The sequence below is a fragment of the Aquimarina sp. RZ0 genome (assembly GCF_008370685.1).
GTDB lineage: Bacteria > Bacteroidota > Bacteroidia > Flavobacteriales > Flavobacteriaceae > Aquimarina.
The window spans coordinates 73,446-97,056 of record NZ_VTZU01000002.1 but is presented as its reverse complement, the minus strand read 5'-3'; the positions used below and the strand labels follow the sequence as shown (position 1 = coordinate 97,056).

Sequence of the window (23,611 nt, the reverse complement as noted above, 5' to 3'; positions counted from 1 at the left end):
TGTAGACTAAGTATTTTATTGAGCTGTCAAAAATAATGCAAGAATACTTCCGTTATTTTTTAAAATATTATTTCTATAACTTATTACCATAATAACAATCCTTAGCGAGCGCTTTAGAATAACTTGTTTTTGTTTTTAAATCCATAATAAGATAGATTTCTTTTTTTAACTTTATTTCTATCCGATCTTTTTTCCAGTAGATTTTAATGTCTTTTGCGGATAGACTTTTAATATAGCTATGTTTGTTAGCATAAGTAGCGGTAAGTGGCGTAGCATTTCCATTTTTAGTGGCTTCCTTAGGGTCGATTTCCATTGATTTTGGATCTATGATCGAGCATAAAAAACCATCAAAATCAATTCCTTCCATATTAGGTTTTAATACATATGCCCATATAGAATATTCATCTTCTTCTATCATTAGCGTTCTTCCTGATTCTGAATCTGTAGAAGTAATGAATATTTTTTCAATTGTGGTTTCTGATTTAATTTTGGAAGTATCTATAGAAAATACTCCTGCAAATAGCGATAGTAATATTAGCTTCATTTTAAGGTGTTTTTAGGTTTATCTAACTATGTGTTTTTAAATCAGAAATTGTCAATAGAAGAATGTATAAAAATACTATTAACGTAATCAGCCCAAAAAATAGAGAATTATGTATTGGTGTCTCCATAGCAATACATAAAAGTAGAAGTGTGTGGTTACGAAAGTAAGAAATTATTCTGTAGATAGTATGGTAATAAATGAGATTTATTTGTAAGTTTTTTTACCATAATTTACAACGTAAAATCCTACAAATCTGATAATTAAAGTTGAGATGATAACAAGAGAATTATACATTCATTTTTTATTCTGAAGATTAAATACGATTTTGTTTTTACTAATAAGAATGTACGTTACGATAAGGTTTGGAACCCAACATAACCAGGCAACGATTCTATAAGCAATTATAAAATCACCAATAGAAATAGAAAGAATTGGTAACCATATCCGTAGTGTAACTGCTGCAAAACATGCGGCATAACTATAATACATCATTTTTTGATGTAGTAGGATTTCTCCATTTTTGATATCTACGTATGCTTTTATTGTAGTGTATAACCATACAACTCCAAGACATATAAATCCTAGAGATACTATGATACCTCCAGTGGCAAAGAATCCTATGTATATGCCTGACATTCCGCCAAATATAGCATTTACTACATATATATATCCTATTAACTGATGTAGTTTTGGTTTTTTGATTCTTACTTTATGGTTGAATTGTATCCAGCCGATTAATAGTGCAATCCCACTAAGGATAATATGAATATAAAAGGCAATATTCCAGATTGTATCAGATAGAAGTTCTGTGTTTTTGGACGCTAGTAGTCCAAAGGTTCGATCTACAAAAAAATAAGCTAGAGGATATAGACCGACTAAAATAGATAATAGCACAAAAACTATTGTAACAAACCGTTTCATAAATTAAACAATATTTAAATTAAGGACACTTTCAGCGCAAGCCAGCACTGCCTCTTCTACAGGGATAGGTTCCCATTTTAATAATATTTTAGCCTTGGTCGCATCTACTTTTCTTTGAGTACCTAATTCTATCAGAATTGGTTTTATTGCTTTGTCGAAATTCGAAAATATACGCACAGCAAAATCTGGTAGAGAAATTTTGGGTATTTTCTTGTGTGGATATTTCGCTCTGAGAATAGCCGCAACATCATTAAAATCCAGAAAGCCTGCAGCACCAATAAAACGCTCACCAGCTGCTTTTGGTTCTTCCATAGCTTTGATATGCAATTCGGCAATGGAGCGTACATCTACCATCTCGAATCCTATTTTCGGAATTGCCGGAGTACTGCCATCCAGACATTTTATTACAATATTAGCAGAAGTGCCAAAATCTTTTTCTAATACAGGCCCCAGTATAGCTACAGGGCATATTGTAGACAGTTCTAATCCACTAGTATCATTTTTGATAAAATCCCAGGCAGCTTTTTCTGCAATAGTTTTACTTCTGAAATAAGGAGTAGTATCTTTTTTATTGCTAATATCTGTCCAATCATTTTCATTAAAGGTAAAAGACCTTTTTGATTTTTCTTTTCCATACACAACAGCTCCAGAAGAAGAAGTAAGCACAACTCTTTTTACTTTATTATTAGCAGCAGCTCTAAGAACATTTAGAGTACCTGTTTTGGCTGGAATAATCAGATCATCTTCTTTTTTTGGTAATTCTCTGGGAAACGGAGATGCAATATGCAGGACATAATCCATTCCCTCTGTAATAGTTTCCCATATCTTAGTGTCCATCAAATCTGCTTGAGCAAAACTTAATGAATCGATATAGGATACACGATCAGAAATAACTTTTTTAATTTCTTCTGCTCTCTCCATATTTCTTAATGTTCCAGTTACTTCATATCCTTTATTGAGCAATTGGATGGTGGTATGAGATCCTAAAAAACCAGTAACTCCCGTTACTAATACTTTTTTTTTGTTCATTTGATACTAATATTTTTTGATTTTATAAATCCAGCCATTTCTTAAAATTGGAAGTTCTTTCTCTGGAAACAATTACTTGTTCATCTTCTTTTGGATTTAGTTTTAATAATAATCTACTGTTGAAATAGCTATGAATTTCTAAAACAGCATTTACAGATACCATAAATTTTCTGTTGATTCTAAAAAACTGTACAGGATCTAAAATTTCTACCAGTTGATCTATTGAATATTCTATAGGAAACTGTTGTCCAGAATGCGTGTGTAAAAAAATAAGACCTTCATGAGATTTGAAATAAGCGATATCTTCAACACTAAACGTATTGAATTGATTTCCTACCTTGATCATAAATCGTTTCTTATACTCTTTATGAAATAGGTTTTTGATTTTTTTAAATTTTTGTTCATCAAAAACCTCATTAGTATTTACTTTAGTTTTTCGGTATTTATTCAATGCATTTCTAAGATCATTTTTATCAATGGGTTTTAGTAAATAGTCCAGACCATTATACTTAAAACCTCTAATAGCATATTCATTATAAGCAGTAGTAAAAATTACAGGAGGGTGATTTTCCAGCATGTCCAAAATATCAAAACCATAACCATCATTAAGTTGGATATCTAGAAATATAAGATCTGGTAATGGGTTTTTGTCAAACCATTGTTTACCGTTTTCTACAGAGGTAATTTGCCCAACAATCTGTATTTCAGGAGCAAGCTCTCTAATTAAAGAAGCTAATCGTCTGGAGGCTATATTTTCATCTTCTACTACTACTGTGGTCATATTAAGGGAACTTTTGTAATCGCAATTTCTTTTATGTTTTTAGGAAGTAATGGAATGGTTACTTTAAAAAAACTATTGCTGCTTTCTACTAATACATTTTGATTGGTATAAAATGAATATCTCTTTTTAATATTTTTAAGACCTAATTTAGTTGAGTTTTCTGTTTCTTTTCTCATATAGAGATTATTCTCAATAAGTAAACTAGTATCATTCAAAGAAATGATGCTAATTTTTAATGGTTTTTCTTTAGAGAAATAATTATGTTTTAATGCATTTTCTACTAGCATTTGTAGTGAAAGTGTGGGGATGTTGTAATCTTTTGGGTGTATAAATATTTGAGATGTGATACTTAAAGCTCCTTCATGTCGTATATTCATCATAAAAATAAATGAATCCATAAAATTCAATTCTTTTTCTAAGCTTACCAGATCTTCTTCTCGATTGTCTAAAATATATCGGTAACAGGAAGCTAATCTAGATACAAAATCTGATGCCAGATCTCTGTCTTCATACATAAGCGAGGTTAATGTATTGAGACTATTAAATAGAAAATGTGGACTTATCTGATTTTTCAGTGATTTATATTTAGAAGTCATGACTTCTTTCTGTAATGCAATCATCTTATTTTCTATATCTTTTTTTTGTTTCAGAGAATAGTAAAATAGATTAAAAATTATTACGGTAAAACCAATTAGTGTGGCTCTAAGGAAATCAATTCTAAACCGTAACCATGGTGTATCCGCATTGATTTTACAAATGTGATTAAACTCAAAAATAGCCAGATAGTATATGAGAGCAGTAATTGGTATGACCAAAAGGATATTGATAAGTAGAATTCGTGTGCCTGTAGTAAGATCAAGACTTTTGTCGGTTTTTGATAAACGTCTTACTAACCAGTCATTTGTTTCCCAGGCGAGCATAAATAGGAAAAAGGCACTAGTATAATAAAAGATATTCGTAGGGCTATAAAAATCGTGATTTTCATCGTGTATAATGGTGAATTTTATCAATGTATATGCTACATTGATGATAAGAATACGAATACCAAATTTTTTTATAGTAGCTATTTTTACCACCTGGATACTATTAGTTTACTCGATAATCGAGATTTAAATGCTCCGAGGCTTGCCTCGAAATCAAAATGTTTTTTTCAATAAATGCCTCGTGGGCTTGCCCCGAGGTAGTTTACTAATTATCGGATTAAAGATACATAACTAAAAATCAATTTATATTTTGTATTCTGTTGAATTGTCAAAACAACTTCTGAATCGTATTATCAATCATTTAACCTGAAAACTAGCATGAATAATTCCTGTTTTGTCAGACTCAATGTTGATTTTAGCAGTTCCAATAAAAAAATGATCAACTCGGCTATTTTGGTTTTATATATAAAAGATAAGAATGCACATTTGAAAAAAAAAGTGCTAGTATGAAAAAGCGTATTCTTTTATTAATTGCCATATTTCCGATTATCATTAATGCCCAAACGGGAGTGATAAAAGGGTTGATAACTGACAAGCAATCTGATGCGCCATTAGTCGGCGCTACAGTAGAATTATTAGCTATCGGAAGTGTCAATGGAGTGATTACCGATATCGATGGTTACTTTACATTGAATAATGTACCACTGGGACGACAGGTGATTAGAGTAAGTTATATTGGTTTTGAATCTATAACCTTACCTAATATTGTAGTAACATCCGGTAAAGCTGCTGTTGTAAATCTATCTCTTATCGAATCATTTGATCGGTTAGATGAGGTGATTATAACCTCTGAAACGGCTAAAGCAAAAGCGATCAATAAACTAGCTTCTGTATCTGCGAGACAGTTTAGTCTGGAAGAAGTTACCCGTTTTTCTGGAGGTAGAAGTGACGTAGGACGACTGGCAGCTAATTTTGCAGGAGTATCTGCTCCCGATGATAGTAGAAATGATGTTGTTATTAGGGGGAATTCTCCTACTGGTTTATTATGGAGGTTGGAAGGAGTGCCTATTCCCAGTCCTAATCATTTCAGTACGTTAGGTACCACAGGAGGTCCTGTATCTGCATTGAATCCTAATTTATTAAAGAATTCTGATTTTATCACATCTGCTTTTCCTGCAGAATATGGAAACGCGATTGGAGGAGTGTTTGATTTAGGTTTTAGAAAAGGAAATATAGATAAGTATGAATATACGGCTCAGGTTGGTATTTTTACAGGAGTAGAAGGAATGGCAGAAGGTCCTATCGGTAAAAATAATGGTTCTTTTTTGATCGCAGGAAGATATTCATTGGTGGGGATATTAGGAGTAGGAGCAGGAGGAACATCAGCAACACCTAATTATAGTGATATTTCTTTTAATCTTGATCTGGGGAAAAGCAGGCTGGGCAACTTTTCATTGTTTGGAATACTAGGATTTTCGGATATTGATTTCATGGGTGATGACATTGATGAAGATGATCTTTTTGCTGCAGAAGATGAAAATACTTTTGTAGAATCACAATTTAGTGTCATAGGATTAAAACATCGTGTTAATATAACAGATGCATCGTATTTAAAAACAATTATCTCAGGTTCTTTTACCGGGAATGATTTTCTGGTAGATCGGTTTATTAATAAAGAGACAGAAAATGAACGTATTATAAGGTATACTGAAGTAAATAATACTGAAACCAGAATAACATTTTCTACATTTTTTAATACAAAACTTAATAATAAGAGCACTATACGTACAGGTGTTTTATTTGAGAATACAGGTGTAGTGTCTTTATTGAGTGATCGATTAGAACAACCTGATCTTAATGGTGACGGAGACCCTGATCTATTTACTTTTCGTGATATTGAAGAAAACTTGAGTATTGTTCAGCCTTTTATACAAGGACAGTTTCGGTTGACTAAAACATTAACTTTTAATGCAGGAGTTCATGGACAATTTAGTTCATTGAATCAGCAATTTGTAATAGAGCCCAGAGTTGGTATAAACTATAAAATATCCAAGAATCATCGATTAAGTTTTGGATATGGTTTACATCATCAATCCATCCCCATCCCTTTATTATTTCTCAATGAAAATGTAAATGGAAGATTGACACAAACCAATAGGAATCTCGATTTTGTGAGAAGTAATCATTATGTATTGGGCTATGATGTTACAATAGGAAGTAATTGGAGAAGTAAAGTAGAATTGTATTATCAAGATATCGATAATGCAGCAGTTGAACCGTTTTCTTCTAGTTATTCATCACTGGTTGAAGGAGCTGATTTTGGTTTTGATACTAGTCGTGTATCTCTTGTCAATCAAGGAACAGGAAATAATCAAGGTATAGAAATTACATTGGAACGGTTTTTTAACAAAGGATATTATGGACTATTAACTACTTCTTTTTTTGAAAGTGAATATAAAGGAAGTGATGGTATTGAGCGTAATACGCCTTTTAATAATGGATATGTTGTAAATCTATTAGCAGGAAAAGAATTTGTAATAGGAAAAACGAAGAAAGATGTACTTTTCTTTGATACCAAGCTTACTTTTTCTGGGGGTAGATATTTTACTCCAGTCGATTTACAGGCTTCTCAGGCGGCAGGTTTTGAGGTGTTAGAGGAAGATTTAGCCTTTAGCGATCAGAGTGATGCTTATGTTAGATGGGATATTAAGTTTGGCTATAAGATAAATAGTAATAAAAAGAAACGTTCTCATCAGCTATATATAGATCTTCAGAACATAACAGCGAATGAAAACCTGTTTACACGTCGCTATAATCGATTGACGAATGAGGTCAATGAGGTTAATCAAATAGGATTCTTTCCTGATTTCGGGTATCGATTTGAGTTTTAACAAAAATATTATAAATTCATGTACAATTAGAAGTAATAAGTAACGTTTTTGGTTATCTATGGTACGGCTTTCTATTGGGCTTTTGAGGGTTTTAATGTCGTTATGATGGAGATTATGGATAGCCAATTAAATGATATAGCGTATTTGATTCAGTTTAGAGATCGTATAAATACGAATGTTTCGAGAAAATCAGTCGCCTGGCATTTAGATCATAGCCTAAAAGTAATTAATACGATATCAGAAGTTTTAATAAGTTCAGATCCAGAGCGTTATCAGCATAGGTTTAACTGGATACGTTTCATCCTGTTTACACTTAGATATATGCCAAGGGGCAAGGGGAAATCTTCAGTATTTGTATTACCACCGGATAAAATTAAAACAGAAGACCTTTTATCCCAACTGGAAATAGCCAGGAATCACCTTGATCAATTAGAATCATTGGACAAAAACTCGAATTTTATTCACCCGTTATTCGGACAGCTTAATAAAAGGCAAACCAGACGCTTCCTAAAAATGCATACAATACATCATTTGGGAATTGTGATGGATATCCTGAAAAGTTAGACGTATAGTAGTTATAAATCGTATTATACCATCCTGATTTAAAATTACCCCTTAAAATTTACTCAATAATAGAGATTTAGATGTTAATCTAAAGGAGGCTAGCCTCGAAATCGAAATGTTTTTTCCCAATCAAAGTCTCGGCTTGACCTGTCGTAGTTTACTCAATAAAGCGGTATCTCTTTACCTGATACTTATGAATAAATTCAATTCAGAATTGATATTATAATCTACAATAATACTAATCATAAGATATTATTTTTTGAGTTGTTTTATTACAAAATCCATTTCAATATCTTTTTTGTCAATCCAATCATCAAGTGTTGGTTCTATAATAAAATCAGGGATTGTTCCACGTCCAAAATTTTTATTCATATCTACAGCATTGGTATATTTCTGAAGTGGGATTGTAATCAACATATTGGCATAAATTTCTGACACAGGCATCATTCCACTTGTATTTCCCTGAAAACCTCCACCACTTTCCTGACCTACAATAGTGGCTTTTTTGTTATGAGATAGGATCGCTACCAGATCACTACAGGAGGATATGCATAGACCATTGGTAATTATGTATACATTTCCTGTATAATTATCTTTTGCAGGTTTTTGTAATTTATAATAATTAAACTCCTTTGTAAGCCACGATCTAGCTCCTCTCCAATGATATGTACTATCTTTTTGTATTGGTTTTTTAAAAAAAATAGTGTTGATGCCTTTGATTTCTATGGCTATTTTGTCTGTAACTTCAATCTTATCCCAATACTTAAAAGGCTGATCAAAAAAATGAGAAGCAAGAAAGGCAGCATTGCCATCTGTTCCTCCTGAGTTGTAACGAATATCTATAATAAGGTTTTTTACTTTCTTGTTCCGTAAAATTTTAAAGCTTTCTTTTATGAATTTTTTATAATTCTGCCCGTTTTTCTTTATAACCGTTTTAGCAAAAGAGTGAATTGTAAGAAAAGCAATAGAATCTTTAATTTTAAAATCTAACTGTTTTTTATTTACTAAAACAGACTCTAATGAAGGAAAAATTTCTTTTGAAACACCTTTTACAATATGTTTTTCAATACTGTTATTTAGTTTTATTTCAATTTCATAATCCTTATTTAATTCAATTATTGATTGATACCAGAAAGCAAAACGATGATTCAGCAGAAGTGTTTTTAATGTTTGGTTAACTCCATCAGATGGGACTGCCAGTAACATTTTATTTATTATTTCTGAAATTGGTTTACCATTTATAGAGATAATTTCACTTTTAATTGCTAAAGATTTTTTGTCTGAATAATCTTTGGTAATGAATACGTGTTTGTCTTTGTCTATAAAAACCGTTATCGGAATTAATTTTGATTCTTTAGTAATATAAGTTTTATAGTGTTCTGATAAGTCGACAGAAGTATGTAAGCACCCTATTTTTGCAAATAAAGGTTTAAGTTTTCTATAATAGGCCAATGTAGTGAGTGAATCTTTGATTGTATAATTCGTAGAGTCAATTATAAAATTAAATCTTTCTTTATTAGTATATCGATAGAAACCAGGATGCGCTTTGCTAATTTCTGACATCAGCTTAATTGTCCAGGTTGTTAAACTATCTACAGAAAATTTTTCTTCTGGATTAAATTGTTTGTTTTGGGCATTAAGTTTTTCCTGATTGATAATAGATACTATGCAAGAGATCAACAGAATTTTGATTAATTTTTGTAGACACATTCTCAATTCGCAGTTATGATTACTGATAATGACAATGTTTGTTCCAAATTGTTGCAAATAGTGCTACAAGCCTCATATTTTGCGGTATAAATATATTTTTTCTATTGATCCATCCTTTTGTAATACTTCTTTCTCTATTTCTGCACTCCACCCAGGAATATCAAACTGATGTGTTGCAATTCTGGCACCTGTAGGGAGTTCATTTTCTAGTTTGCGAGATAATACACCAAGTACACTTCTCGAAAAATAGAGGATTAAGGCATCAGCTTCAGAAATATCAGCCTTATAAATATCTTCTATCTTGATTTCTATTTGATCCGATAGCTGCGCATCTTTTATGTTTTTATTAGCATCTTCAATTGCTTCGGGTAGTATTTCATACCCTATACAAGTTACGTTAGCCATAGCACAGGCCATTATCAATTGTCTGGCATCCCCACAACCAAGGTCAAAAACGGTTTCCCCATCTTGTAATGCTAATAGGTCTAATTTGTGCTGTACAACCTCAGTAGGAGTAGGAGCATAGGGATCATTTACCGGGATAAAGGAATAATTCATATTTTTAAATTCAGATATCTTTTAAGCGAGTGTTTTTATGAAAAAATAAAAATGCTATTTTGTGGTTAACTGGCTGTTAGAAATTATTTCTCGAATCCAATCATTAGGGATCATATCTATCGTCAGGTTAACACGTTCGCTATCTCCAAGATTATGTACTTTATGAGGATCACTAAGTCGCAAATACCAGCATTCTCCAGGCTGCATGGGCACTGGAATCCCGTTTAGAAAAAACTCAATTTTGTCCTTATTAAGAATAGGAATCGTAAGTCGAATTACAGATTTAGAAATTTCTAGTGCCAGGGTAGGATCTGTATGTTCTTGAACCACAGCGCCAGGAGCCAGTCTTAATAAACGAACTAAGGTAACTTGTGTGTGTTCCCGAAAAGTATCTACAACACGCGTTAGGTATGGAGATGTTTTTAGTTCATTGGTGTCCAGCCAGTGCGTCCATGAACCATCGGCATAATCATCTGCGGGTGGAGGAAAAGGCAGTGAGGTGTCTACCAGATGTGCGGGAGACCGTAAAGGAATTGCATCATAATACTCAAAATGACCAAGTTTTAAAGCCTCAAATTCTAATAGCATTTTAGTTACATCAAAAGAAAATGGTAGTTTAATTCGGTCTTCGTATTGTGTTTTCGGACTGGCGTAGTGATTCATTATCTGGTGTCTTTTCATAGATAGAAAAATACTAATTTCTATGTTTTTAATATGATTCAATGAGTTGATAACTAAGATAGTAAAAAGGTAGTGGAGATACTGAAAAATATACAAATATTTTGCAGACGAAATAGCGGATTTTTTTTATGGCTTTACGAATAAATAATAACTTTTTTGATAAAAACAATGCTTTATGATGTAGTTAGTGGGCTTTAAAAGAGGATAATGAATCTTATGGAGTTCTTTTTGGTAATCAATTTTTTTATCAAAATAATTTCTCTCATTTGTCTGTCAAAAAAACAATAAAAATTAAATAATGAAGATTCCATCAAGGTAGATGATAGCAAACATTATAAAGAAATAATTCCGGATTCTTCTAGATTAGTTTTTATTTGAGAGAAGTTTAAAAAATGAATGTATGACCATTAACGACTGAGCCATCTATTCGATTAATTACAGTTTTTCGCTATTCCGTCAATAACTTTCTCATATGATTTTTTGATTGCATATCTGTTTTTAATAGCTTGGCTTTTTTTGCTGATTTTTTCGCGTTTTTACAATTTAAATTCCCATTTATATATAAGTCAGATGAAGGTTTGCATAGGCCTTTCAATAGTCAGATTCACATTTGATCAACATATCTTTCAAAGTTTTTTCGGCACTTTTAAAATGAGATTCTAAAATAAATATTCTTGACTTATTAATATGACCTGGCCAATAACTAAGATCTTGTTTTATACTTTCATTATAATAATTTAAGGCCTTTTGACGGTTTTCTTCATTTAATGCAATTGTTCCAAGTTCATTTAATATAATAGGGCTTTGTTCGATCTCTAGTGCCTTTTTTAAATAGGTTTTTGCTGAATCCAATTTTCTTTGTTCTAGTAGTTCAATACCTTTATTGTAGAAGTTAATTGCTTTCAAGTTTTTTACCTTTTGGATTATATGCTTTGAATGATCGTGTTTTTTTAGAAGCTTATTTGATTTGTCAGATTTACAAGATACTAGTACGAATAGAGAAAACAGTAATAATAAGTTTTTCATATGAATTTCTGTTTAATTTTTAGCGTTATATATATGTCATAATAACACAAAATGTTACCATTACTTTTATGTTTTTTTCTGTTAATTACTATTCTTTCCTTCCTATAAAAATTGCGTTGTTGTAAAATGAACTAATCCCTCAATCCAACACTTGCTTCATAATGATATATCTGTTGTGCATATGTCTAATAATACTTATAGTTTTCATAGAAAAATGCCACAATACAGGGTTTAGTACATCAATATTGGGCTTTGACTACTAATATAATGAGAACCTTATGAATCGAATAGTTTGCGTGCAGTGAATAGCATAGGGCTGAGCTCTCCTTTGTACAGATGTTTTTTTTGCAAATCATCAAAATCAATCCTTTAATGATAATTCGTGGTCGTTTGGAATATGGTATTGATTACACAGTTTCTTTATGGAAAAATAATCGTCAGGTTTAATATGTGCCCAATAGCCGCTACCCAAAAATTTAAAAAAGTAACGCTTATCGATATGTTTTTGAAAAAGATTTACTTATTTCTAAATAATGGTTATGTTTAGTTTTATTATCTATTTGCTCGATGATCGAGATTTAAATGCTTTGAGGCTTGCCTCGAAATCAAGATGTTTTTTTTAATACACGCCTCGTGGGCTTGCTACGAGGTAGTTTACTGGTCTCAAATTTGAGTGAAAGCCCTGCAGTTTCATTGCGGCACTTTAGTAATGCGAAAAAATCTATATCTTAGATTTGATGGATTCAAAAATAAGAAAAGGGACTCATACAGTTATTCGATTGACCTGTCATATAGTTTGGTCTACTAAGTATAGGTATAAAGTGCTTCGAGGAGATATTCAAATTCGTTATAGAGAACTTTTGATTCAGATTTGTGAAGCAGAAAGTATTGAGATATTGAAAGGTTTTGTTGGTGTAGATCACGTTGATATGCACATTGAATATGCTCCAAAGTTGAGTGTTAGTTATATAGTAAAACATTTAAGAGGAAGAACATCAAGGAAGTTACAACAAGAGTTTTCTAGTATACGAGATCGCTATTGGGGTAAACATTTTTGGGCACATGGTTACGGTGTTTGGAGTAGGTGAAACATCACAGATGAGATGGTCAATGAATATTTGGAACATCACAGGCGAGATGGTAGTGATAATTCCAATTTCATAAAGGAATAGGCAAGAGGGGACTTTAATCCCTAGTAAAATCAAACCCCTGCACTTTAAGTGCAGGGTGGTTTAGTTTAAGCTTTCCTTTTATTTTAAAACCTAAATTATATTGCTTAGTTATAAAAGAATATATGTTCTACCGGCGTTTTGATATTTTCTTTCTGGAGTAGCACATCTAATACCTAAAACAGAAATAGGTAAGGTGTGTTTTTTTGCAATGCAATTTAAAAAGTAGCACAAAGGTAAGCTCATTATTTTAAGAAATCTTCTTGCTCATACGCTGGGTTAGGATAATTATAAAACCCTTTGCCTGTAGGAATACCGAGTTTTCCTTTACTAATAAAGTTTTCCTGTAGTTCTTTGACTATCATTTTGGAGAGCTCATCTCCAGTATCTGCTAATATTTTGTTGATATTACAGATAGTAGTGATCCCTACCACATCACAAATACCAAATGGTCCCATGGGAGAACCAGAAGCTTTTATCCAGGTTTTATCTATGGTTTCAGGATCTGATATGTTATTTACATATAGATGCAGAGCACTTCGAAGGAATGGAGCTAGTAACGAATTAAGTATATAACCTGATTGTTCTTTATGGATAGGCAATGCTACCATACCGATCGCTTTAGAAAAATCTACGATAGCCTCAAATACTTTTGGGCTGGTTGTAGGATGCCCCATAATTTCGGCAGTGTTATGTTTCCAAATTAAATTAGAAAAGTGTAATGCAAGAAAACGTTCAGGTCTGCCAGTTTCTTGTGCAAACATGCTAGGGAGTAATGTAGAAGAATTAGTGCAAAAAATACTTTTGAGAGGGGCAACCTTGGCTAGTTGTATGTAAAATTCTTTTTTTACTCGTATGTTTTCTGGGATGGCTTCTATAACAAGATCAGCATCCTTTGTTGCTTCTTTTAGGTTTGTAGAAAATTTGATACGAGCTATTGCAGCATCTACTTCTTTTTGCGTAGCACTTATATCTTTTTTGTAAGTTTTACTCAGGAGTTTAAATTTTATTGTGGCTTTTTCTAAAATTTCATTGCTAATATCATAAATAGTGACATTAAATCTATGAAACGCAGTTTGAAAAGCAATTTGACCGCCCAATACACCTGCTCCACAAACCGTAACATTTTTGATATTGATTGTATCCATTTTATGATCTATAAATGTAAAGTTGTTAAAAAAGACTATTTTTTGTTATGTATTAGTTTTTATCTCGCAATACTCTAACCATTTTAGAGGGGCAGTGAGTCTGTGTTTGTTGAACTCCAAATGAATTACTCTTCTCCTTTTGTTATTAACTGTTCTGCCAGATGCGTGTAATAATAACGGCTTCATGAGCATAATTCCACCTTTTTTGACTGTACAAAGGTATTCGTTTTCTGTTATGCAGCTTTTAGAATTAACACGAATTACCCCTTTTATACGATTTATAACTAAAAATTTCGCATATTCATCGTTTCTTTTTCCTTTCTACTTCGTTTAAAAAATAAACCGTAGCTATAGCTATGCTTGATTTTTTTGCCTTGCATAAAGAAAAAATAATTCAATGAATTTATACGAATTTTTTAATCACAAATCGTATTAGATGTGATGTAGGAATTACTTTTAACGCGCCATTATTTTCATCAGTATCGTCTAGATGTATTCTAATGGTTATAGTATCCTGTAATATTTTGATTGGTGGTTGTACTCCATTTTGTCCTTTTTTTAAAGTCCAGTTCTTATAACTCTCTACAGTCTCTTTTTTATCTACAGAGATACTGATATCCTTATGATATCCAACAAACCAGTTTGATGCTTTTGGTTTGTCAAAATAGATAGCTTTTGTAAGAAAGTAATTGGATTCAGAAAGATAAGATATTAGTTCTGTCAATTTTTTATTGAATACCATTTTGGTGAGTGCTGGAATTTTTTTTATGAGTTGACGAATTGCAAATAGCTCTTTTGTTTTTAAAAAAGAATTCCCTGTTTGATTTACATTTTCTATACAGCTTAGCATTTGGCTAATTTCTCTGTCTGAATATATATTGGATACTATAGCGTATCCGTTTTCTTCCAATGCCATTTTATTTTTAAAATAATTCAATTTGCTTTATATCAGTCACTTAAAAAGTGGTTGTTTTATGTGTTATAAACCTAATAGTTATACATACTCTAATCTAAACATTTTTTGTAAAAATAGTACATGATCAATTCAATTTTTTGAGAGAACCAGATGATGGTTACTTTACTCAATTCCTTTTTGAAAATATTCGAATAAATGGCAGTAATTTCCTGTTTGAGAAAAAAAGCAAAGTATATTTCATAGCCTGTAACTTCTTTTGTTTTTAAGTTTCACAAAAAAGAGGGAATTCTAATGGGTATTTTACATCAAGAACGATATTAATCAGGAGGTATTAGTATTCATATTGAAATGTGACAATGGATCTGTAACTATAAGAGCTGCGATATTAAGAAACAAAGTTTGAAAAAATAAGAGCAAGATGCAATCTCATTCAGTTTTTTTGAGCTCAAAACCATATGATTTGTGTACTATTCGGTTTAAACTAGCTATTTGTCCGCAATGCCACATGGTATGTTTTATATTCCAGTCGATGGCTTCGAATTTGGTTTTAGCTACCGGGTGTTCGACTTTTCCCGGAACCAGGTCAGAAGTAAGATCTTTTTGCGATAAAGAATTAAGTACTTCTATAGATTTCTTTTCTACAATATCTAAATGATTGCGTAATTCTTTTGGACTTATTTTTCCAACCACTTTTTTAGGAGATGAGTTAAAAGTATATAACTCTAAATACTTTTGTAACGAAAGTTGTTTTAATACATCTTCCTGATGTCCCTTTATCACCAGAATTGAATGATAATAGATGCTTATAACCAGATGTCCAACCTGCCAGTTTATATTTGAATCCAGTACATCAGCTATTGAGTTCCATTTTTCATCAGGTGTGGTATCAATCAATTTATGAACCCATAAATATGTATCTAATGTTTGTTTACTCAGCATTTCGATTTTATTCATTTTGACTGCATATTTTTAAATAAAATTATTGATGTAAGGTAGTTTAAGGTAACCAGAAACCATAAATAACCGTGTTTTTTTTAATAGAATAGGTTTTTGTTGTAGAAGTGATTCGATTTTTTTTCAATTCGTTATAAAAACATGCTCTTTTTGACTCAATTTTCAGCTTTTTCTTACTTCGGGACACTGCTATGAGGTGCAAAACACATTTCAATTGATCAAAAAACGACTATTTTTCGCCAGAATCAAAGAACTATAAATCACTTCATAAATTCACAAGTTTTCGATACGATATTCTATCAAAAATCACTTAGACCTAACGTAAAGATCCGTAACACGAACTCACGCTACATAAATCTATATTATTTATACACTTTAAATTTCTAAAAATAACGTGAAATTCCCTTATTTTTTTAAAAGCACTAGAAATTCTTAATAATATCCAACATTTGTTTTGCTGTATTACGGATGTCCTCAAGAGTGTTATTTTCGTTTAGAGTTGTTAGTTTTCCGCCAACACCAACACCCTGAATGCCTGCTTCAAACCAAGCTTTGATATTATGTAGTCCGATACCACCTACGGCAAATAAAGTAATGTTGTCCAGAGGAGCAGACACTGCTTTATAATAAGGAATCCCAATATTCTCGGTTCCAGAAGGGAATAGTTTGACCACATCTGCACCCGCCGCTTCTGCCTCACATATTTCAGAAGGAGTAAGAGCTCCCATCAATACGGGTAATTCATGTAAGTGAGCATATTTGATAACTTCGGTATTCGTATTAGGAGTGACTATAAATTGTGCACCCGCATCCACTGCTTGTTTCGCTAATGTAGTATTAGTAATAGTTCCGGCTCCCACTAATATATCAGGATATTTTGCTCTGGCTTTTTTTATCTCTTCCATGAACCCGACGGTATTAGAAGTTATTTCCAGTGCTTTAATTCCTGAAGAAGCCAGTGCTTCAATAATCTGATTTACATCAGATTGTACCTTTGATCGGATAATGGCAACAATCTTTTCTTCTAAAATAAGTGTTAATTTTTCTTGTCTGTTCATCTTAATACGTGTCCTGAAGTGTGACCATCTGCAATGGCATTAATTTCTGATAGTGTACTTGTGTGCTGATCGCCATAGATGGTATGTTTAAGAGCAAATGCTGCGGTACCAAATTCTATGAGTTGCTGTGGAGTCCATCTTTTTCCTATACCGTGCAGGCATCCCGCTGCAAAAGCATCACCTGTACCAAAACGATCTAAGATATCTACGGTATATTTTTTGGATATTGAGCTGTTATTTTCAGTATAAAATACTCCCTGAAGCTCATTTTTACTTGCTGAGAGATGATTTCTAATGGTAAATGCATATTGTTCAATTCCGAAATGTTTTTTAGCAATGTTGATAGATTCTAAAGTAGCTTCCAGAAGATGCTGAGTCTTGGGTTTAATACCATATACATCATCCAAAACACCAGAGTTTCCAAAGAGAATATCGGTCATTGGCAAAATTTTATCAAATATAATACGAGCTTGTTGAGCATCTTTCCAGAGTTTACGACGGTAATTCATATCAAACCCAATGAGTATATTATGTTTCTTCGCTGTTTCTACACATTTGATAAGTTCTGCAGCGCATTGATCTGAGAGGGCGGCTGTAATGCCAGAAATGAATAGGTATTTCTTGTCTCTAAAAATAAGATCCCAGTCAAATTCTGATGTGCCTATCTGGCTAAAAACAGAACCGGAACGATCATAAATAACACTTGAGGGGCGTATGGAAGCGCCAATCTCTATAAAATAGGTGCCAATTCTTCCTGAACCTCTTATAATATTCTTGGTATAGATACCATATGAGTTTAGTGATTGTATGGCATGATCTCCAATAGCGTGATCAGGAAGTTTGGTGATAAAAGAGACATCGTTTTCCAAAACGGCCAGAGAACTGGCTACATTGGATTCTGATCCCGCAAAATTCACATTAAATTGCTCTGTAGTACGAAGCTTTTCTCCATGTAAAGCCGGAGTAAGTCGCAGCATTATTTCTCCAAAAGTTACAAAACTCATAGTATAAACGTATTACCAATTGGTAAATGAACCATCTTTTTTAGATAAATGGGGGACTTCTTTGATTTTAAATTCTGATTGAGAAGCAAGTTCTTCATTAAACTCTACACCAAGTCCCGGCCCATCAGGAATCTTATAGCAAGCTCCTTCTATAACGGGTTGAACAGGGTAAAATTTTTCACTATTGGTACCACACCATTCTACGGGAGTATTGATTTCTTCTAACCAGGCTACATTGGCAGAAGCTGCCAGCATATGTATGGTAGCAGCAGTACATATTGGACCTAATGGATTGTGAGGCATTACATCAATATAATTAGTTTCTGCCAGAGCAACGACCTTCATAGCCTCTGTTAATCCACCAACATTGCAAACATCTATGCGGGCATATTGTGTTATATTATCCTTTAGATAAGGCCAAAACTGCCATTTACTTGCAAATTCTTCACCTATTGCTAAGGGTACTTGTATCATTTTTCTCAATTCCTGATATACTTGTGGATTTTCATCTCTTATAGGTTCTTCCAGAAAATCCAGCGTACCTAGGGGCATTCTGTTTATAAAAGATACAGTTTCTGGTATGGTGAGTCTATGATGATAGTCCATACCAATCGTCATGGCATTTCCCATTTCTTTTCTCAGTGCAGGTAACCATTCTGTAAGATTAGCAATTGATTCTCTGGCTACATAAGGTGCTGATCCTTCACTGGCTTCGTATAAGCGTATGGCAGAAAATCCTGCTTCTTTTAGCTTTTGTGCTTTGGTAATCAATTCTTCCTTTGATTCGAATTTTAAGGAAGCAAAGCATTCTATATGATCTCGCTGTTTACCACCTAATAATTCATATACAGGTACTTCTAATAATTTTCCTTTTATATCGTGTAAAGCAATATCAATTGCAGAAATTGCAGCCGTTAGTACGCGTCCTCCTTCAAAATACTGACTGCGATACATTTCTTGCCAGAGTGCTCCAATTTTTCGAGGATCTTTTCCGGTTAAAAAATGAGCGTAGTGTTTTACTGCTCCTACTACGGCAAGCTCTCTGCCGCTTAATCCGGAAGCGCCCCATCCATAAATACCTTTTTCATTAGTCTCAACTTTGATAACTAATTGATTACCATTTTCAACCCTAACAGGAAACGTTTTGATATCGGTTATTTTAATCATAAATCTAGCTTATTCATTAGTAGGGATTTCAATTCTTTCTACTTTACCAACAAGAAAAATATAGGCAAGAAAACCAATTATGGCAATTATTCCTATAAAGAACAATGCTGGTTCAAAATTACCATCTTTGGCTAATATTCCTATGGCAATAGGAACAATTACAGCAGATAGTCCTCCCATTAGATTAAAGACACCTCCTATAAGTCCTATATGTTCTTTTGGGGCTATGGCAGAAACAAATATCCAGGCAATACTGGCGAAACCAGTACCAAAAAATGCAAGTGTTAAAAACATAATAGTAATTTGTGGACTAGTCGTATAATTGGCAAATATGATTGATGACGATAATAAAAGCCCAGCCAGCACTGGTGCTTTTCTTGCAATTTCTTTAGATACTCCGGATTTTATGAGTTTGTCTGAAAGTAAACCTGAAATGATAACACCCAGAAACGCTCCTAAAAAAGGAACAGATCCCATAATTCCTGATTTCATTAAATCTATTCCTTTTTGTTCCTGAAGATAAGTGGGAAACCAGGTGAGGAAGAATATAAATGTTGATCCCAAACAAAATTGACCAAGATACAACCCCCAGAGTTTTTTATAAATAAATGCATGTTTTAGATCCTTCCATTGAAAAGGTTTTGGCTTTATTTTGACTTTAGCTTCTCCTTTTTGAATATGATCAAGCTCTTCCTGATTAATTTTTGTATGATTTTCCGGATCCCGATAAAATAAGTACCAGACTACCGCCCAAACAAGCCCCACAATCCCTGAAAGAACGAATAAACCTCGCCAACCTAATTCACCTTGTATATATGCCAAAAGGGGTGTCAGAAAAGCTAAACCGATATATTGTCCTGAGGTATAAAAGGCGATAGCAGAGGCTCTCTCTTCTTCTGGAAACCATTTTGTGGCGATTGCATTATTTATAGGGAAAGATGGTGCTTCAAAAATACCAATACTAGCTCTTAATCCTATTAACCCAGCAAACGAGCTAATCAATCCCTGTAACAAGGTGGCGATTGACCACAAGGTTAAGATTATAGCATAAAGCAATCGTGCTCGTATTTTATCAACAATGACACCTCCCGGAATTTGTAAACTGGCATATGTCCATCCAAAGGCAGAAAAAATAAGCCCCATTTTAACTTTATCCAGGTCTAACTCCTCAGAGAGGGCAGAGGCGGCGACAGATATGTTGGATCTGTCTAAATAATTTATGACTACTGATATAAATACTAACCCTAGTATTCCGTATCGTTTACGGGTCGGACTGGTGGAGGAACTTACAATTTTATTATTCACAGGAAAAGAGAAAATATTCAACAAAAACTACAGAAGCAATTTAAACTAATAATAATTCATATTGACAAAATAAGTAGTTTAAGTAATTATTTTTGTCATTTAGAAGAAATATAAGCACGTAGAGTAAGAATTAATTAATTTTTTGATATTTGATTTTGATACGCATAAAAATCAATCTCTTTTATTATTCTTTCTTTTTCTTCCTCAGATAACCAGCTGGCTTTAAAACTATTCTTGACAAGTGTAGTTATTTGCTTCCTGGAGAGGTTGAGTGCTTTGGCAGTTTCCAGATAGTTTTTATTTATATATCCTCCAAAATATGCAGGATCATCAGAATTGATGGTTACCAATAAATTTTTGTCCATCATCTTTTTTATAGGATGATCTTTTAGGTCTGTTATTACTTTTAATTCCAGATTAGATAGAGGACATAAAGTCAATGGTATTTGTGAAGCAACTAGCTTCTGTACTAACTGTTCATCATCAAGACAGCTGTTTCCATGATCGATTCTAGTAACCTTTAGCAAATCCAATGCTTCCCAAATATAGGTTGCAGGACCTTCTTCACCAGCATGCGCAACAGTTTGATATCCTTCTGCTCTGGCTTTGGTAAATACACGCTCGAATTTTGAAGGAGGATTTCCCAATTCAGAAGAGTCTAATCCTACTGCGGTAATCCATTTTTTATAAGGGATTGCATGTTCCAGAGTTTTAAAGGCTGATGATTCATCCAGATGTCGTAGAAATGACATAATTAATTTATAACTGATCCCCAATTTTGATATTCCGTCTTCGAGGGCATTTCGAATTCCATTGATCACAATATCAAAAGAAATTCCTCTTTCTGTATGTGTTTGCGGGTCAAAGAAAATTTCTACGTGGGTTACATTTTGTTTGTGTACTTTGGTTAGATATGCCCAGGTAAGATCATAAAAATCTTGTTCCGTTATTAATACACCAGCGCCTGCATAGTAGATATCCAAAAATTCCTGAAGGTTATTAAACCTGTACGCATTCTTTACTTCTTCAATAGAGTTGTAAGGTATTTCTTTATGATTCCGCTGTGCAATCTTGAACATCAATTCAGGTTCAAATGTTCCTTCTATGTGTAGGTGAAGTTCTGCTTTGGGAATGTCTTCTATAAACTTTTCTATTGAAGTGGTGTACATATCGATTTAGTGTTTTAGTTTTAGCCTATGTCTATATAATACAGCTGTATTTTTATAATGAGAACTTATACTTTTTGATCCTGAACCTTGGCTTGTAGCATTTTAATTTCATCTCTGAGCCTGGCTGCAGTCATAAAATCCAATTCTTTTGCAGCTTTTTCCATCTCTTTGCGTACATTTCTTATACGAGTTTCTAATTGTTCTTTTGTGAAGTATGCAGTTTCTTCTTCTGCAGCCTGCAATGTTGGGGCAGTTTCAAACTGATATGGCTCTGCCTTTTTACCAGCCAATGCGCTATCCATCGATTTTTTAATAGCCGTAGGCGTGATACCATTTTTTGTATTATAGGCAATTTGTTTCTCTCTGCGATAATTAGTCTGATCAATAGTTGCTTGCATGCTTTTGGTAATTTTATCGGCATACATAATAGCTTTACCATTTACATTTCTTGCTGCCCTTCCGATTGTTTGGGTAAGGGATCGATTATTACGAAGAAACCCTTCTTTATCAGCATCCAGTATAGCTACTAATGATACTTCCGGAAGATCCAGTCCTTCTCGCAGGAGATTAACACCTATGAGTACATCAAAAAGCCCTTTTCTCAGGTCTTGCATGATCTCTACTCGCTCAAGTGTATCAACATCACTATGGATATATCTACATCGGATATCAATTCTGGTTAGATACTTAGTCAATTCTTCTGCCATCCTTTTGGTTAGTGTAGTCACAAGAATGCGTTCGTCTTTTTCAATACGGCTATGCATCTCTTCGATCAGATCGTCTATTTGGTTAAGACTTGGTTTTACCTCGATAATGGGATCAAGCAATCCGGTAGGTCGTATGATCTGTTCTACATAGGTTCCTTCACTCTTCTGTAGCTCATAATCTGCAGGAGTTGCACTAATATAAATTACCTGATTTTGTATTGCTTCAAACTCTTCGAATTTTAAAGGGCGATTGTCCATTGCTGCCGGAAGGCGAAAACCATATTCAACCAGATTTTCTTTCCTGGATCGGTCTCCTCCATACATAGCATGGACTTGAGATACGGTTACGTGACTCTCATCAATAATCATTAAAAAATCATCAGGAAAATAATCGAGTAAACAGAAAGGTCTGCTACCCGGGTCTCTGCCATCAAGGTATCGGGAATAATTCTCAATACCCGAACAATACCCTAATTCTTTGATCATCTCCAGATCAAAATTAGTACGTTCTTCGAGTCGTTTAGCTTCCAGATGTTTTCCTATTTCTTTAAAATAGTCAACTTGTTTTCCTAAATCTAATGCAATTTGGTCAATAGCACCATTCAGTACTTCCGGAGAAGTCACAAACATATTTGCAGGATAAATCGTTAACTGGTCATACTTTTCAATTACATTATTAGTTTGTATATCGAATGATTCTATTTCTTCGATTTCATCCCCAAAAAAATGTATTCTAAAAGCAAAATCTGCATATCCTGGAAAAATATCTACAGTATCTCCTTTTATTCTAAAATTCCCTCGGTTAAACTCTGCTTCTGTCCGGGAATATAAACTCTGAACTAATTTATGTAATAGAGCAGTTCTGGAAATAACCTGATCTTTGGTAATAGAAATTACATTTTTCTGAAATTCGATAGGATTACCAATACCATAGATACAGGAGACGGATGCAACTACCAAAACATCTCTTCTTCCTGACAGCAAGGCAGAAGTAGCACTTAATCGTAGTTTTTCAATTTCATCATTGATAGAAAGGTCTTTTTCTATATACGTTCCAGATGTAGGTATATAGGCTTCGGGTTGATAATAATCATAGTAAGAAACAAAGTATTCTATTGAATTCTTAGGAAAGAATTGTTTAAACTCTGAATAAAGTTGTGCTGCCAATGTTTTATTATGCGCCAGAACTAGAGTAGGACGTTGCACTTCTTTAATAACATTTGCTGCAGTAAATGTTTTACCAGATCCGGTAACTCCCAATAAGGTTTGGTACTTTTCACCATTCTCTATGGCGTTAACTAGCTGCTTTATAGCGTCTGGCTGATCTCCGGTGGGTATAAATTCTGAAACAAGTTCGAACTTCATTATAATCTCTTTCTTTTTATG

Annotated in this window: 21 protein-coding genes and 1 pseudogene; 3 read left to right on the top strand and 19 right to left on the bottom strand. The window is 33.3% G+C overall.

All coding sequences use genetic code 11. The features are described 5' to 3' along the window. Positions 1 to 73: 73 nt before the first annotated feature. The 5 genes from F0000_RS01275 to F0000_RS01255 form a co-directional block, all read right to left on the bottom strand. On the bottom strand, positions 74 to 544 hold the full coding sequence (locus tag F0000_RS01275) for a hypothetical protein (RefSeq protein ID WP_149622883.1): 471 nt from the start codon (positions 542 to 544) through the stop codon (positions 74 to 76). A gap of 294 nt (positions 545 to 838) precedes the next feature. Then, entirely contained in the window at positions 839 to 1,465 is a 627-nt protein-coding gene (locus F0000_RS01270) for a DUF2306 domain-containing protein (RefSeq protein ID WP_149622882.1), read from the bottom strand. Between the two features lie 3 nt (positions 1,466 to 1,468). Further along, the gene (locus F0000_RS01265) at positions 1,469 to 2,494 is read right to left on the bottom strand and encodes an aldehyde reductase (protein WP_149622881.1); all 1,026 of its coding nucleotides are present in this window, start codon (positions 2,492 to 2,494) and stop codon (positions 1,469 to 1,471) included. Positions 2,495 to 2,516: 22 nt separating this feature from the next. Then, positions 2,517 to 3,275: a LytTR family DNA-binding domain-containing protein gene (locus tag F0000_RS01260; protein ID WP_149622880.1), complete on the bottom strand. Its 759-nt coding sequence runs from the start codon at positions 3,273 to 3,275 to the stop codon at positions 2,517 to 2,519. Further along, entirely contained in the window at positions 3,272 to 4,351 is a 1,080-nt protein-coding gene (locus F0000_RS01255; protein WP_149622879.1) for a sensor histidine kinase, read from the bottom strand. The genes F0000_RS01260 and F0000_RS01255 overlap by 4 nt, the downstream gene beginning before the upstream one ends. Positions 4,352 to 4,704: 353 nt before the next feature. Here F0000_RS01255 and F0000_RS01250 point away from each other — a divergent pair, with 353 nt between their 5' ends. Beyond that, positions 4,705 to 7,089: a TonB-dependent receptor gene (locus F0000_RS01250; protein WP_149622878.1), complete on the top strand. Its 2,385-nt coding sequence runs from the start codon at positions 4,705 to 4,707 to the stop codon at positions 7,087 to 7,089. A gap of 48 nt (positions 7,090 to 7,137) precedes the next feature. Then, positions 7,138 to 7,653 carry a DUF1569 domain-containing protein gene (locus F0000_RS01245; protein WP_149622877.1) on the top strand — a complete coding sequence of 172 codons (516 nt, stop codon included), beginning with the start codon at positions 7,138 to 7,140 and terminating at the stop codon, positions 7,651 to 7,653. A gap of 252 nt (positions 7,654 to 7,905) precedes the next feature. Here F0000_RS01245 and F0000_RS01240 read toward each other — a convergent pair whose 3' ends face one another. The 4 genes from F0000_RS01240 to F0000_RS01225 form a co-directional block, all read right to left on the bottom strand. Continuing rightward, positions 7,906 to 9,333 (bottom strand): S41 family peptidase, encoded by a 1,428-nt coding sequence (locus tag F0000_RS01240; protein WP_188111987.1) that lies wholly within the window; start codon positions 9,331 to 9,333, stop codon positions 7,906 to 7,908. 102 nt (positions 9,334 to 9,435) lie between these two features. After that, positions 9,436 to 9,921 (bottom strand): cyclopropane-fatty-acyl-phospholipid synthase family protein, encoded by a 486-nt coding sequence (locus F0000_RS01235; protein WP_149622875.1) that lies wholly within the window; start codon positions 9,919 to 9,921, stop codon positions 9,436 to 9,438. A 54-nt stretch (positions 9,922 to 9,975) separates the two neighbouring features. Further along, the gene (locus tag F0000_RS01230) at positions 9,976 to 10,584 is read right to left on the bottom strand and encodes an aspartyl/asparaginyl beta-hydroxylase domain-containing protein (protein ID WP_149622874.1); all 609 of its coding nucleotides are present in this window, start codon (positions 10,582 to 10,584) and stop codon (positions 9,976 to 9,978) included. 609 nt (positions 10,585 to 11,193) lie between these two features. Then, a complete protein-coding gene (locus tag F0000_RS01225; RefSeq protein ID WP_149622873.1) occupies positions 11,194 to 11,628 on the bottom strand; it encodes a tetratricopeptide repeat protein in 435 nt (144 codons plus the stop codon). Between the two features lie 737 nt (positions 11,629 to 12,365). Between F0000_RS01225 and tnpA the strand changes: the two are divergent. Continuing rightward, positions 12,366 to 12,713, top strand: a pseudogene (gene tnpA, locus F0000_RS01220) (IS200/IS605 family transposase); the annotation flags it as partial. A gap of 329 nt (positions 12,714 to 13,042) precedes the next feature. Here the strand turns inward: tnpA and F0000_RS01215 are convergent. The 10 genes from F0000_RS01215 to uvrB form a co-directional block, all read right to left on the bottom strand. Then, complete coding sequence (locus tag F0000_RS01215) at positions 13,043 to 13,945, bottom strand: 3-hydroxyacyl-CoA dehydrogenase (RefSeq protein ID WP_368668058.1); 903 nt, start codon at positions 13,943 to 13,945, stop codon at positions 13,043 to 13,045. 45 nt (positions 13,946 to 13,990) lie between these two features. Beyond that, positions 13,991 to 14,131, bottom strand: coding sequence for a hypothetical protein (locus F0000_RS28065; protein ID WP_368668057.1), 141 nt, complete (start codon positions 14,129 to 14,131; stop codon positions 13,991 to 13,993). A 217-nt stretch (positions 14,132 to 14,348) separates the two neighbouring features. Further along, positions 14,349 to 14,861, bottom strand: a complete 513-nt coding sequence (locus tag F0000_RS01205) for a phytanoyl-CoA dioxygenase family protein (protein WP_255452586.1) — start codon at positions 14,859 to 14,861, stop codon at positions 14,349 to 14,351. A gap of 426 nt (positions 14,862 to 15,287) precedes the next feature. Beyond that, complete coding sequence (locus tag F0000_RS01200; RefSeq protein WP_149622871.1) at positions 15,288 to 15,815, bottom strand: DinB family protein; 528 nt, start codon at positions 15,813 to 15,815, stop codon at positions 15,288 to 15,290. Positions 15,816 to 16,237: 422 nt separating this feature from the next. Beyond that, positions 16,238 to 16,873, bottom strand: a complete 636-nt coding sequence (locus F0000_RS01195) for a bifunctional 4-hydroxy-2-oxoglutarate aldolase/2-dehydro-3-deoxy-phosphogluconate aldolase (RefSeq protein WP_149622870.1) — start codon at positions 16,871 to 16,873, stop codon at positions 16,238 to 16,240. Then, positions 16,870 to 17,877: a sugar kinase gene (locus F0000_RS01190; protein WP_149622869.1), complete on the bottom strand. Its 1,008-nt coding sequence runs from the start codon at positions 17,875 to 17,877 to the stop codon at positions 16,870 to 16,872. The genes F0000_RS01195 and F0000_RS01190 overlap by 4 nt, the downstream gene beginning before the upstream one ends. A 12-nt stretch (positions 17,878 to 17,889) precedes the next feature. Next, positions 17,890 to 19,044, bottom strand: a complete 1,155-nt coding sequence (locus F0000_RS01185) for a mandelate racemase/muconate lactonizing enzyme family protein (RefSeq protein WP_149622868.1) — start codon at positions 19,042 to 19,044, stop codon at positions 17,890 to 17,892. Between the two features lie 9 nt (positions 19,045 to 19,053). Next, positions 19,054 to 20,349 (bottom strand): MFS transporter, encoded by a 1,296-nt coding sequence (locus F0000_RS01180; RefSeq protein ID WP_149622867.1) that lies wholly within the window; start codon positions 20,347 to 20,349, stop codon positions 19,054 to 19,056. Positions 20,350 to 20,483: 134 nt separating this feature from the next. Beyond that, positions 20,484 to 21,518 (bottom strand): adenosine deaminase, encoded by a 1,035-nt coding sequence (locus tag F0000_RS01175; RefSeq protein ID WP_149622866.1) that lies wholly within the window; start codon positions 21,516 to 21,518, stop codon positions 20,484 to 20,486. A gap of 65 nt (positions 21,519 to 21,583) precedes the next feature. After that, positions 21,584 to 23,590: an excinuclease ABC subunit UvrB gene (uvrB, locus tag F0000_RS01170; RefSeq protein WP_149622865.1), complete on the bottom strand. Its 2,007-nt coding sequence runs from the start codon at positions 23,588 to 23,590 to the stop codon at positions 21,584 to 21,586. Between the last annotated feature and the right edge of the window lie 21 nt (positions 23,591 to 23,611).

Excerpts from the sequence above, each read along its gene's own strand:
- F0000_RS01275 (WP_149622883.1), bottom strand. The coding sequence starts at position 544 with ATGAAGCTAATATTACTATCGCTATTTGCAGGAGTATTTTCTATAGAT.
- F0000_RS01270 (WP_149622882.1), bottom strand. The coding sequence starts at position 1,465 with ATGAAACGGTTTGTTACAATAGTTTTTGTGCTATTATCTATTTTAGTC.
- F0000_RS01265 (WP_149622881.1), bottom strand. The coding sequence starts at position 2,494 with ATGAACAAAAAAAAAGTATTAGTAACGGGAGTTACTGGTTTTTTAGGA.
- F0000_RS01260 (WP_149622880.1), bottom strand. The coding sequence starts at position 3,275 with ATGACCACAGTAGTAGTAGAAGATGAAAATATAGCCTCCAGACGATTA.
- F0000_RS01250 (WP_149622878.1), top strand. The coding sequence starts at position 4,705 with ATGAAAAAGCGTATTCTTTTATTAATTGCCATATTTCCGATTATCATT.
- F0000_RS01235 (WP_149622875.1), bottom strand. The coding sequence starts at position 9,921 with ATGAATTATTCCTTTATCCCGGTAAATGATCCCTATGCTCCTACTCCT.
- F0000_RS01230 (WP_149622874.1), bottom strand. The coding sequence starts at position 10,584 with ATGAATCACTACGCCAGTCCGAAAACACAATACGAAGACCGAATTAAA.
- F0000_RS01225 (WP_149622873.1), bottom strand. The coding sequence starts at position 11,628 with ATGAAAAACTTATTATTACTGTTTTCTCTATTCGTACTAGTATCTTGT.
- F0000_RS01215 (WP_368668058.1), bottom strand. The coding sequence starts at position 13,945 with ATGGATACAATCAATATCAAAAATGTTACGGTTTGTGGAGCAGGTGTA.
- F0000_RS28065 (WP_368668057.1), bottom strand. The coding sequence starts at position 14,131 with ATGAAGCCGTTATTATTACACGCATCTGGCAGAACAGTTAATAACAAA.
- F0000_RS01205 (WP_255452586.1), bottom strand. The coding sequence starts at position 14,861 with ATGGCATTGGAAGAAAACGGATACGCTATAGTATCCAATATATATTCA.
- F0000_RS01200 (WP_149622871.1), bottom strand. The coding sequence starts at position 15,815 with ATGAATAAAATCGAAATGCTGAGTAAACAAACATTAGATACATATTTA.
- F0000_RS01195 (WP_149622870.1), bottom strand. The coding sequence starts at position 16,873 with ATGAACAGACAAGAAAAATTAACACTTATTTTAGAAGAAAAGATTGTT.
- F0000_RS01190 (WP_149622869.1), bottom strand. The coding sequence starts at position 17,877 with ATGAGTTTTGTAACTTTTGGAGAAATAATGCTGCGACTTACTCCGGCT.
- F0000_RS01185 (WP_149622868.1), bottom strand. The coding sequence starts at position 19,044 with ATGATTAAAATAACCGATATCAAAACGTTTCCTGTTAGGGTTGAAAAT.
- F0000_RS01175 (WP_149622866.1), bottom strand. The coding sequence starts at position 21,518 with ATGTACACCACTTCAATAGAAAAGTTTATAGAAGACATTCCCAAAGCA.
- uvrB (WP_149622865.1), bottom strand. The coding sequence starts at position 23,590 with ATGAAGTTCGAACTTGTTTCAGAATTTATACCCACCGGAGATCAGCCA.